Annotated in this window: 9 protein-coding genes; 4 read left to right on the top strand and 5 right to left on the bottom strand. The window is 34.0% G+C overall.

Annotation, left to right across the window (positions count from 1 at the left end; all coding sequences use genetic code 11):
• Nucleotides 1-19: 19 nt before the first annotated feature.
• A complete protein-coding gene (locus M0D21_RS12890; protein ID WP_248330115.1) occupies nt 20-484 on the top strand; it encodes a hypothetical protein in 465 nt (154 codons plus the stop codon).
• 82 nt (nt 485-566) lie between these two features.
• Here M0D21_RS12890 and M0D21_RS12885 read toward each other — a convergent pair whose 3' ends face one another.
• From M0D21_RS12885 to M0D21_RS12870, 4 genes are all read right to left on the bottom strand, one after another.
• Nucleotides 567-1244 (bottom strand): hypothetical protein, encoded by a 678-nt coding sequence (locus M0D21_RS12885; RefSeq protein WP_248330113.1) that lies wholly within the window; start codon nt 1242-1244, stop codon nt 567-569.
• A complete protein-coding gene (locus M0D21_RS12880) occupies nt 1241-4291 on the bottom strand; it encodes a leucine-rich repeat domain-containing protein (RefSeq protein WP_248330111.1) in 3051 nt (1016 codons plus the stop codon). Before M0D21_RS12880 ends, M0D21_RS12885 begins: the two co-directional genes overlap by 4 nt.
• A gap of 161 nt (nt 4292-4452) precedes the next feature.
• On the bottom strand, nt 4453-5163 hold the full coding sequence (locus M0D21_RS12875; protein WP_248330109.1) for a LytR/AlgR family response regulator transcription factor: 711 nt from the start codon (nt 5161-5163) through the stop codon (nt 4453-4455).
• The gene (locus M0D21_RS12870) at nt 5160-6173 is read right to left on the bottom strand and encodes a sensor histidine kinase (RefSeq protein WP_248330107.1); all 1014 of its coding nucleotides are present in this window, start codon (nt 6171-6173) and stop codon (nt 5160-5162) included. The genes M0D21_RS12875 and M0D21_RS12870 overlap by 4 nt, the downstream gene beginning before the upstream one ends.
• Nucleotides 6174-6380: 207 nt before the next feature.
• On the opposite strand from M0D21_RS12870, the gene M0D21_RS12865 reads away from it, so the two are divergent.
• Together M0D21_RS12865 and M0D21_RS12860 are read left to right on the top strand one after the other, a co-directional pair.
• Nucleotides 6381-7238 carry a DUF5694 domain-containing protein gene (locus tag M0D21_RS12865; RefSeq protein WP_248330105.1) on the top strand — a complete coding sequence of 286 codons (858 nt, stop codon included), beginning with the start codon at nt 6381-6383 and terminating at the stop codon, nt 7236-7238.
• Nucleotides 7239-7310: 72 nt separating this feature from the next.
• Nucleotides 7311-8105, top strand: coding sequence for a hypothetical protein (locus M0D21_RS12860; RefSeq protein ID WP_248330103.1), 795 nt, complete (start codon nt 7311-7313; stop codon nt 8103-8105).
• Nucleotides 8106-8134: 29 nt separating this feature from the next.
• On the opposite strand, the gene polA is transcribed toward M0D21_RS12860, so the two are convergent.
• Nucleotides 8135-10960 (bottom strand): DNA polymerase I, encoded by a 2826-nt coding sequence (gene polA / locus M0D21_RS12855; RefSeq protein WP_248330457.1) that lies wholly within the window; start codon nt 10958-10960, stop codon nt 8135-8137.
• A 382-nt stretch (nt 10961-11342) separates the two neighbouring features.
• Between polA and M0D21_RS12850 the strand changes: the two genes are divergently transcribed.
• Nucleotides 11343-12581 carry a metallophosphoesterase gene (locus M0D21_RS12850; protein ID WP_248330101.1) on the top strand — a complete coding sequence of 413 codons (1239 nt, stop codon included), beginning with the start codon at nt 11343-11345 and terminating at the stop codon, nt 12579-12581.
• Nucleotides 12582-12648 lie beyond the last annotated feature (67 nt).

The following is a 12648-nucleotide window of genomic DNA, read 5'->3' as shown; positions in this document are numbered from 1 at the left end:
CAAATCAATTCAATAAACTATGAAAAACTTATTTTTTTACGTATTGTGTTTAGGGGTGGTATTAACATCATGTTCAAGTGACGATGATTCTAGCGGTTTTGCTGAGGTTACCTACAAGCTTATCGAGGTGAATACCGATAATCCTATGGATCTTAATGGTGATAATATTGCTAATAGAAACGAAACATTAGAAACCGATTGTTATGGGAGTTCTAGAATCGTATTAGAAAGTATTACTGGAGGCTATAATTTCACCAGCGAATTTGGGTATTTAGATACTGGTTCGGAGGTGCAGAGTACCTGCGGAGGTGAGACCAAAAATGCATCGTACCAACTTTCTGACTCATCATTGGTGTTCACATATGAGGATGGAAGTACGCAAACTTTTGAAGTCGATGGGGATCAACTAAAAGTCTCTGATGAGTGGACTTTTTTTGAAGGCGAGTTAACTAAAAAAGTAGAGCTCGTATATCAAAAACAATAAGCTTAGATATTATTAAAAATGATATAAAATAAAAGACCTTCTATGATATCATAGAAGGTCTTTTATTTTACTTTAGAAACTGTTAGTTTGTAAACTTGAAAGTTCTTTTGCTTGAAGAGGTATTTCCATTTTTATCTTTTGTAATGATTTCCAGGTCATATACGACATCATAAGTGATGGTAAAATTGAGAATACTAGTTTCGCTAGTGCTTTGTATTAGTTCTGGATTTCCACTATTCAAACTATTTTGCATATAGATATCATAACCATCAATATCATTGTCGAGATCTAATCCTTCCCATAAGATGTTTATAGTACTGTTTTTATTGTCTTGCAAGGTGATTTTGGCTGGAAAAGGAATATGATTAGATGTTGTAATACCTTCGGAATAAAAATTCCAGATATCATTACTGTCTTTGCTCTCACCATTAAGATAAGCCGTTACTTTCCAGGTGAACTGTATTCCTTTTGGTACTATGACATCTCCCGAGTTAGTGCTCGTATTTTCTTCATATTTCTCCCCAGTTTTGGTATTTGTAACTTCAATCACGTAAGAAGTTGCATTATCTGCTATCCCCCAATTGAAAGGGATGGAGACCATGTCATTAGTAATTTCTGCTCCCTCTGTACATATTTCATTATTAATTGGGAAAAGAAGGCTAAAAGAACCTAGTTCAAGAGGAGCCGGGCTGTCATCGCTCCCTCCACAAGATTGAAGGGTAATTACGACTATGAAAAATATATATTTTAAGATTTTCATTTCTTGAATATTTTAGTATTTATAGTTTGTGATGGTGTAGTTATGGAGAGTAAATACATCCCAGTTGATAGATTGTGTAAAGGGATCTGATACTCATTATTTATATTGTTTACAGAAGACATAAATACTGTTCTTCCGTTAATGTTACGTACGTTGACAGATATTTTACCTTCGGTAACTCCAGCTATATTAATGTAATCACCTGCTGGTAATGGGTAGACGATTATTCCATTTCCTATCACATTCTTTTTGAATGTTCCCTGACACTCTTTATCAGTTTTGATTTCGATAAGGTTGCTTCCTTTTTCAAGCTCAAGAGTCACTTCTTTTTCCAAGGTATCTTCAAAGTTAAACTCATAGTTTTTTGAGTTAACAGTAACAGTGTAGTGTTTACTTCCAGATAGTTTATAAGTAGCTACTTTGCTGTCTGTGTTAATTTCAGATACCTTTAAGCTTTCTGTTCTTTCAATGATAGCAGTATAGCATTGAGAAAAACGAGGAATATCAGAAGCGGTTACACATACTTCATAGGTTCCGGGAGCCAGATTTGGAATTATAAAACCATCATTAAAATTGAAGTTGTTATAGGTTCTGTTTTCTGTATCACTCGATATACGAATTTCATACAAATGATTTTTCTTAAACGCTAAACTTACTTCTCCATTATCTACATCGGGACAAGAGGTGCTGATTGCTACTAGTGTGATATCACCAGATTCTATATCTGATAATTCTGAAGTTGCACACCCATTTTGATCTGCGATTTCTCCTACAGGAGTATTAGGGCATTGGTCTTTGTCATTGGTTATTCCATCATTGTCATCATCAAGAAACTGAACGTTTACAGTTATTGTCTTTCTGAATATAGTCATATCGGTAACAATGCTATTGGTAACCGAACAGGTGTATTCTCCTATGTCATCTGCAGAAACATTTGAAATGGTTAAAATGCGGCTATTAGCATTCGGGATATTGTTACCATCTTTTTTCCATTGATAGATGTTGTTAACACTTTGAGTGCCTTCTACCGAAAGTTCGACGCTTGATCTTTCTGTGGGTGTAAGAGTTATTTCATTATCAAAAGGATTTTGGTAATCATAACTATAAGTTTCAAGATTGCTAGTGTAATAACTAAAGTTCGCTTCAAGATCTTCAAACACAAATGAATTGTAGCTTATATAAAGTACTTCCAAAGGAAGACCAGTTAAGTCTGGAATTTGCCCTTCAAGATTATTGCTACTTACAGAAAGCCTATTTAGGTTGGTTAGGTTTGTAATACTAAGAGGTATACTTCCAGTAAGTTCATTGCCATCTAAGTAAATATCTACAAGAGCTGCCATATCACCTATATTGTTAGGAATAGTTCCTGAAAGTTTATTGTCCCCTAACAATAGATTTTGAAGGTTCGAAAGATTTGTAATTTCATCAGGTATTGGTCCTTCTAGCTTATTTCCATCTAACCTTAATTGATTTAAATTTATCAAATTCCCTATACTCGAAGGGATATTTCCTGAAACACCCGTACGTAACATGTCTAAATAGGAAAGTTGTGTAAGATTTCCAATTTCGGTAGGAATGCTTCCCGTAAAAGTATTAAAGCTAAGAGTTAAACTGAGGAGGTTGGATAAATTCCCAATTTCTGCTGGGATCTCTCCTGTGAATTCATTATTACGGAGATTTAGATAAAGTAAATTAGTTAAGTTGCCTATACTAGTTGGGATTTCACCAGTTATTTGATTGTTAGATAGTAGAAGAAATTGTAAGTCAATCAGATTTCCTATTTCTACTGGTAATGTACCAAATAATCGATTTTCGCTTAGGTTTAAGGAGTATACATTGTTAAGATTTCCAATTTCTGCTGGAATTTCACCAAATAGTTGATTGTCATTTAACCAAAGGACTTCCAAGGCTGATAAACTGTATAGTTCCAAAGGGATTGATCCAGATAATTGATTAGATGCAAATGTTAAATAGGTCAAAGAGGTTAAATTTCCGATTTCTGAAGGGATGTTTCCTGTAAACTCATTGTCATCTAGATCCAGACTTGTAAGCTTTGTAAGATTTCCTATATCTGAACTAATTTCCCCATCAAACTGGTTTCCTTTAAGCGATAATGTTTGGAGGTTAGTTAAGCTATATAGTTCTATAGGAATTAAACCGGTAAATTTATTATTGGACAGGGCTAAACCATTAAGTTTTGTAAGGTTTCCGATGTCTGCAGGGATTTCACCTTCTAATTGACTATTGTCTAAACCAACATATTCTAATTCTGTCAAGCCATATAATTCAATAGGTACAACTCCAGATAGCGCATTGTTATTTAGATTTAAGCTTTTTAATGCCGTTAAATCTTCAATGTTTGTAGGAATACTACCATTTAATCCATTATCAAATAAATAAAGAGATTCGACATTTCCAGAAACATCAAGAGTTACACCATACCATGTACTCATATCGGCATTCAAATCCCAGGTATTTGTCCAATTAGGTCCATCGGTAGCATTATAAAGTGCTATTAATGCATCTTTTTGCGCAGTGGTACCGGTCTCAATTACCTGAACGTTGTCGATATATACCTCAAATGCATCAGCAATAAATGAAAAGAGGCTTATCTCGAGATACCAGCTTTCAGTATTAGTGGGTATAAGTTCTGTAGTAACTGTGTTCCAATTAAAGTTTTGTGGGATTCTACTTCGATTGCTGTTTGGGGTGAAATCTGCACCTCCATAAGCATACCCAATGACTTGTTGCCCAAAAGAAGGATTTGCTGTTTTTACTTTGTAATCGAAACTTAATTGATAGGTTTTTCCTACTTCTAGGTTGTAATTAGTTGCTGTTAATTTAGGGCCAGTTGTGCCGTTAATTAAAAGAGCGCTAGAACCACCATTTGTGAATTCTGTGTTGTCTTCTGAAACGTTGCCTTCTATAGACCAGTCTAGTGGTGTGAGAAGCATATCGTCCCAGAACTCGAGACTACCGTTTTCAATAAAATTTTGAGAAAATGCAATAGCAGGCCATACTATTACAAGGAATAATAGTTTTTTCATTCTATAAGTAATGTAAGTTATGAATAAATTTAGGCAGTGTGCGAATATAACTAAAAATGAATAATTAACAAAAAATTAAGATATTCTTAGGTTTTAGTAATTCGGGTTCAATAGTAAAAGATTAATTTTTTTTCATAGATCAAGTTTTAGGTTAATAATGATTATAGTTTATAATTATTTAGAACCTTGAATAAATTGGTTCTGTAGGTATCTCCAACGGGTAATTCTTTGTTATTGATTAGTATGGTTGTAGATGTGGTCTTTTCTATATGATGTAGCGAAACGACATATGATTTATGGATTTGAACAAAATCAGTATCGGGTAAATTTTCTTTAATACTTTTTAAGGTATTATAGGTAATTATTTGTGAGCCTATACAGTGTAAGGCAACGTAATTCTTCAACCCCTCTATGTATAAGATTTCTTCAATTTTGACTCTTTCAAAATTGTTTTTACCATCAGTTTTGACAAAAACAAAATCGTTTGCAATACTTGCTGTTTCTTTGGTATTGGTATTATTTACCACTTTTTTTACAGCTTTATAAAATCTTTCAAATTCAAAGGGCTTGAGCAAGTAATCTGTTGCATTAAGATCATAGCTTTCTAATGCAAACTGGGGATATGCGGTGGTAAAGATAACCTGAATATGATCTTTGATTATTTTAGAGAGTTGAATTCCAGTTAAATTTGGCATTTGAATATCTAAAAAAACCAAGTCAATATCTTCTTTCTCAAGAATTTGTAAAGCTTCAAGAGGATTAGTAATAGTTGCTACCAATTCCAGAAATGATACTTTTTCAATATATTTTTTTAACAGTCGTATTGCGGGCGGTTCATCGTCTACAATAACACATCTAATTAATTTATTCATGTTGGAATTTTTAGATAAGTATAAAAGCTATTTCCTTCAGTTTTATATTCCAAATTATAGTTGGTGTTGAAAATAGCAGTTAATCTTCTTTTTACATTTTCAGTTCCTATACCCGAGTCCATGTACTTTTCAGACGATAAAATCCTATTGCTGGTTTCTAATATCAATTTGTCTGTGGTTATAGTAATGCTGATTTTGGCAGGGTTTTTCTTGTCATTTACAACCCCGTGTTTAAATAAATTTTCTACAAAGTGTATTAGAATCAATGAAGGAACTTGTTGATGCTCAATGTTCCCTTTTGTCGAAAAATCCAATGCCAATTCTTCTTCGAATCGCTTGTTAAAGAAATGAATATAATCGTTTAAAAAACCTATTTCATTTTGCAATGGAACGAAATCCTGTTTTGAATCATAGGTCACATAACGTAACAATTCTGATAGCTTGTGTAGGTCTTTGGCGGTTTTTGGTTTATCATCGATAAGTTCTACATAAAAAGCATTCAAAGTATTAAATAAAAAATGGGGACTTATTTGTGATTTTAATAAATCGAGTTCTGCTTTATTTAGGTCTTTATCCTCTATAAGTTTTAAAACCAGATATACCATGGTGCTATACAAAATAGGAGGTAAGGCAAAGTAAGAATTGTCAATAATGTAATACCAAAACCTTCTCGTTTCATCATAATAGTTGTGCACACCAGTAATTTCAAAGACAATTATTTCTTCAAGGATAAACCGAATAGCAGCAAAAAGGAAGATTAGGCCTAGTGAAGAAATAAAAAACCATAACAAATTGTTTTTTTTAAGAAATCTGGGACATACAACTTTAAAATTAATAAAGTATATCGTTATGCATGATAAATTAAAGGTAGACTTAAGCCATAGGTATATTGAATCCAGATTTTTTAGGTGGTCAAGCTCTCTTTTGTTGCCCAATATTTCAAAAAAATCTAATCCTACCAGGATAACGGCAAGAATTAAATGATATTTCCATTCTTTCTTTATATGCATACTACAAAGTTATCTTTTTAACAAAATCTTTAGACGCTTTTAAATGAACAAGGTTTTTTCTAGGACCAACCTTAGAATTCACACAACAAAAATATTCATTAGTTATAATTGATGGTTTGTGTAGTTGTTATTTAGGTTGCTGTAATATATTGATTTAAGCTTATGATACGAGGTATATTTGGACTCAGGAAAACTTAAACAATTACAATGAAAAATCTATTATTACTTCTGGTCTTTATAATCATGTCATGTAACGCTCAAATTTCAAAAGAAACCAAAGAACAACATGCAAAAAGTAACAATAGCTCTCTTGGAGCAAAGGTGTTATTGGTGGGTACATCGCACTGGAATAATTATCAAACAGGAGGTCTAGATGTTGCTCAGACCAATGAGATCGATATATTGTCTAAAAAGTACCAAGCAGAGCTTGATGAGATAGTTGAGAAGATCAAAAAATTTAATCCAACTAAAGTATTTGTAGAAAGACCTGTGTCTTATCAGCCAAAATTAGATTCGGTTTATCATTTATATAAAACTTCAGATTGGGGTAAGAAAAGCAGAAATGAGATTGTTCAATTAGGATTTAAGGTTGCCAAAAACTTAAATCACGATAGGGTTTATGGTATAGACTATAGAGAAACATCATTTCCTTATGATAGTTTAATGAGGGTTATGAAAGCAGCTCATCAGGAATCTTTAATTACCGAATTTGAAAATGAAATTAAAGCATATGAAAAGGAGTATAACGAAATGGTACATAGTAAGACATCGCTCAAGGATATTTTACTTTTTTTAAATGATGAAGAACGTAGAAAAGATGATTTGGGATGGTATATAAATCAGGCTACCCAAGCCGGAGACATTAATAATCACGTAGGTGCTTTTTTAGGTTCAGAATGGGTAAAACGTAATATTTATTGCTATAGCATTATGCAAAAATATACAACACCAGAAGATGAGCGAATAATGGTCATAATGGGGGCAAGCCATATTGCTGTTTTCGAAAATTTAATTGCTTATAATCCTCTATGGGAAGCGGTTGAATTAAAGGATGTTCTGAATTAAAATTTGAAAATCACGTGAATTTGAAATTGTTATAATTTTGTTAAATTCGCGAAAAATTAAAATTAGGGAAAAATGAAAAAAGTAATTGGATTATTGTTTTTTGTGGTTTTATTAAGTGGGTGTGATTCAGATTCTGCGCCATCTCCACGATTATGGATTCAGGTGCCTGAAATTCCAGTAGCGGTAACTGCAAATTATTCCTTGAGCGATATAAATATTGATATCTACAGTTCAAAAGATAACTATGTAAATGAAGTAAATCCTGTTTACGAAGGAAAACTTAATTCTGAAGGAACGATTGAGTTAAATGAAGGGATCGAAAGTGGCGTATTATACTATGTAGATATTTACACCGATGATAATGTAATAAGTAATTGGTCTCCTTCTTCTGGCGCTTTTTCGAGTGACCCACTAGAATCGGTTAGTTATGAAAGTAACGAATTTTCGGGAATACCTATCACAGTATTTCTGGTCACGAATACCAAGGCATTTTTAGGAGAATGGAGTTTTGTTGGTTATAATGAACAACTTAATAGTTATGGTCCTCACGATAGAACAGAAAGAACCAAATTGGTTATACGTAAAGATTTTTCAGCAGAATCTTTCGAGACATTTAACGGAGTTTCATACAGTATAAACTACATGATCACTGGAGTGTCTGGTGACGCATCTATATCCGATGGAGCCCAGTGTTCATTAAAATATGTAGAAACATTACCAAGCGAAAATGGTTACCCTTATATTCAGTTGGCTGAAAGTACAATTGCACTTAACATAGAGCCGCGTATGGTGATTCGACCAGAGACCAACGGAAGACTCATGGATTTTAATGATTATCCAGATGAGAATGTCTTCTATGGTAAATAAAGGAGGTGCGTTTTTTATTTAGACATTCTTTAATGCGCTTCAAGCCAATTGTCACCTAGTCCAAGTTCAACATCTAAGGGGACCTCTAGTTTGTAAGCATTTTCCATTTCAGTTTTAATTAGGTTTTTGATGTCTTCGAGTTCAGGTTTAAAGACATCAAAAACCAATTCATCATGTACTTGAAGTAACATCTTGGTTTTGTAATTGCCTTCTTTTAATTTTTTATGAATATTGATCATGGCAATTTTAATAATATCTGCTGCACTTCCTTGAATAGGTGCATTCACGGCATTTCGTTCTGCAGCACCTCGAACCACAGCGTTTCCTGAATTAATATCTTTTAAGTATCTTCTTCTACCTAAAACCGTTTGTACATATCCATTTTCTCGGGCAAAATCTACTTGATCACTCATGTAGTTTCTTAGTTTAGGATAGGTCTTATAATAGGTGTCTATGAGCTCTTTGGCTTCTCCTCGCGACAAACTGGTTTGGTTGCTAAGTCCAAAAGCCGATACGCCATAGATAATACCAAAGTTTACCGTTTTTGCATTGCTTCGCTGTTCTCTACTTACATCGTCAATTGAAACATTAAAAACCCTAGCAGCGGTAGAGGCATGAATGTCTTCTCCGTTTTTAAAAGCTTCGATCATGGTTTCCTCTTTACTTAGTGCTGCTATAATTCTAAGTTCTATTTGAGAGTAATCTGCTGCAAGTAATGTGTACTCATCGTTTCTTGGGATAAAAGCTTTTCTCACCTGTCTTCCTCTTTCGGTTCGAATCGGGATATTTTGCAAGTTAGGGTTGTTCGAGCTCAGTCTTCCGGTCGCTGCAACTGTTTGCATGTAATCGGTATGAACACGGCCAGTAGTGATGTTTACCTGATTTGGTAAAGCATCTACATAAGTGCTTTTAAGCTTAGAAAGCCCTCTGAAATCTAAAATATTCTGAATAATTTCGTGATCCTTGGCTAAATAGGAAAGTACATCTTCAGCAGTGGAGTATTGACCCGTTTTTGTCTTTTTAGGTTTGTCTACCAATTTCATTTTCTCAAAGAGTATCACTCCCAATTGCTTTGGTGAGGCAATATTAAACTCTTCTCCAGCTTCAGTATAAATTTTGTTTTCTAGGTTTTTGATATCCTGATCTAATTCATCTGAAAGTGATTTTAAGAAGTCCTGATCCAGATTGATACCTTCGATTTCCATATCTGCCAATACTCTCAATAAAGGAATCTCAATATCTTCAAATAGAGAAACTGTTTTTGCCTCGCTTAGTTCTGGTTCAAAATGTTCTTTAAGCTGCAACGTAATATCAGCATCTTCAACGGCATATTCGGTTTGTTGGTCTACTGGAACCTGTCTAAATGACAATTGATTTTTTCCTTTCTTACCAATGAGTTCTGTTATAGAAACAGGTGTATAATTAAGATATGTTTCTGAAAGCACATCCATATTATGACGCATATCTGGATTGATGAGATAATGCGCAAGCATGGTGTCAAATAGTTTACCTTTTACATCAATATTGTACTTGGCGAGAACTTTTATGTCGTATTTTAAATTTTGACCAATCTTTGTGATATGTTCTGCTTCAAAAAATGGGCGTAACCCTTCTATAAGGCTTTGGGCCTCATTTCGATCTTCGGGAAAAGGGATGTAAAACCCTTTGGTGGCTTCCCAGGAAAATGCAATACCCACAAGCTCTGCTGTAAGAGAGTCTAATCCCGTAGTTTCAGTATCGAAGCAAACATTTTCTTGTTTCAATAAGTTCTGAAGAAAGAGCTTCATTGCCATACCAGGTTGTATGTTTTGATAGAAATGTTCGGTATTGGCAATTGTTTTTCTATTTGAGTAAGAAGTTATTTCTCCCGACTCTCCACTATCTCCGAATAATGAAAATTGACCTGCTCCAGCTTGTTTGCTGGCTTTTTTCGTAGTGAGTTTAGTAGCTTGCTGAGAAGCAGTTTCTTCTCCAGAAAATATTTTTATAAATTGATCTTTAAGTCTTCTAAATTCTAATTCTTCAAATATCTCCTGTACTTTTTGAGCATCGGGCTCGGAAAGTTCATAATCATCAGCACTAAATTGAACATCACAATCGAGAATAATGGTCGCCAATTTTTTAGAAAGAAGCCCAAGCTCTGCATTGGCTTCTACCTTTTCTTTCATTTTACCTTTTAATTGATCGGTATTTGCAAGGAGTCCTTCCATAGATCCGTAGGCGGCAATAAATTTTTTGGCAGTTTTATCACCAACACCAGGCAGACCAGGGATATTATCGACAGCATCTCCCATCATTCCCAGATAGTCTATTACCTGCTCTGGCCGTTCTACTTCGAACTTTTTCTGTACTTCTGGTATTCCCCAAATTTCAATCCCATTTCCCATTCTGGCAGGACGATACATAAATATGTTTTCAGAAACCAATTGTGCATAATCTTTATCGGGAGTTACCATGTAGGTTTGAAATCCTTCTTTTTCGGCTTGCTTTGCAATAGTACCAATCAAATCATCAGCTTCTACTCCAGCTTGTTCTATGATTGGGATGTGCATTGCTTTCAGGATATTTTGAATATAAGGAACCGCTATTCGAATTGCTTCGGGTGTTTCATCACGATTGGCTTTGTATTCTGGAAATATCTCTAAACGGTCTTTGCTTCCTTCTTTGTCAAATGCCACCGCCAAATGATCGGGCTTTTCTCTTTTTATAACATCAAATAATGAGTTTACAAAACCCATAATAGCTGACGTATCCTGCCCTTTTGAATTAATTCTAGGGTTTTTTATGAGTGCATAATAACCTCTAAAGATAAGGGCATAAGCATCGAGAAGGAAAAGACGTTTTTGTGACATGATTATGAGTTAAATTTTAGAAACGCAATATAAAAAGAAGATTAATCAAAATCGAAATAAATACAAATAAGAAATGCCGTCAAAATCTGACGGCATTTCGCCCCAAAATAAAATTGATAACAATGTATCAACTGCTATAAATACGATAGTAATTTTTTTCTATATAGAATATACTTTTAGTTAATTAGCCCCAGTAGGAAATATTTTTTCGAAGTTACAAATAAAAATTTTACTTCCGAAAGAAAATATTAAGATTTATGAATTTATCTTCCAAATCTATTAACGGTTTTATAAGAATAAAATTGTATTGCGTTAATTTTTACTTAAAAATGATAGCAAATAAAAAAGTAGAGATAGCTTTGCTTAGTTATTGAAATTGAAAATTATGCGCTGGTTAATTCCTGTTTTTTTATACCTCTTATTAGAGGTTTATGCCTTTCAGGCTATACGTACCATTACAAAAAATCAAATTTTACAGATAGGGTATATCGTACTCTCTGTATTAATTTTAAGTTATATTATCTACACCTTTGCAAATTACGATCGTAGTGTTGGACCTACTAAGTATACTTTACGTGCTAGTGCTTTTTTGATGATCACTTTGGCTACAAAAACGGTTTTGGTGGTTTTTATGTTTGGGGAAGATATCATTCGACTTTGTATTGCAGGGTATAATTATCTTACTAATACTTTTTTTGAAGGCAATGCTACTCAATATTTGCCTGGAAGAAGAAAGTTTGTAAGTCAAATCGCTTTGGGAGTTGCTGCAATTCCTTTTGTAGGTTTGTTGCATGGTATTTTTAGAGGGAAATACAATTTCAAGGTTCTTCATCATGTATTGCATTTTGAAGATCTTCCTGGAGCTTTTGATGGCCTTAGGGTTACCCAAATTTCAGATATTCATTCTGGAAGCTTTGATGATCGTGAAAAGATCGAATATGCCGTAGATTTAATAAATGATCAGAAAACTGATCTTTTGCTTTTTACGGGAGATATTGTGAATACTATGGCTAAGGAGATGGATGATTGGATAGATGTCTTTAAAAAGATAAAAACACCAAAGTATGGTAAATATTCGGTCTTAGGGAATCATGATTATGGTGAATATGTAACTTGGGATACCGAAGAAGAAAAAGAAGCCAATTTTGAGGCTATAAAGGATATTCACCATAAAATTGATTTCAATTTATTACTCAACGATAGTGCCTTTATAGAAAAAGAAGGGGAACGAATTGCAGTGGTGGGAGTCGAGAACTGGGGGCATAATTTTAAAAAAGCAGGAGATCTGTCTAAAGCTTCAGAAAAAGTATCAAAAGACGATTTTAAAATATTGCTAAGTCATGACCCGTCGCATTGGGAACACGAGGTAAAAAAACATGAGGATCATTTTCACTTAACACTTAGTGGGCACACGCATGGGTTTCAGTTTGGAATAGAAATCCCGGGGTTTATACGATGGAGTCCTGTGCAGTATGTCTATAAGCAATGGGCAGGAATGTATCAGGAAATGGGACGTTACCTGAATGTAAATAGAGGGTTTGGTTTTCATGCTTTTCCAGGAAGAGTTGGGATTTGGCCAGAAATTACCGTTATTGAATTGAGAAAAGGAAAACGACCAGCTTAATTCTAAGAAAGTAGTATATTTACAATTGTTTAAACGTTGTTGCGTTATAAAGACAACCAGAACAATA

It is taken from the genome of Aquimarina acroporae (genome assembly GCF_023195925.1).
Lineage (GTDB): Bacteria > Bacteroidota > Bacteroidia > Flavobacteriales > Flavobacteriaceae > Aquimarina > Aquimarina acroporae.
Note: the sequence above shows the minus strand (reverse complement) of the source record. Positions and strands in the feature narration are given on the sequence as shown.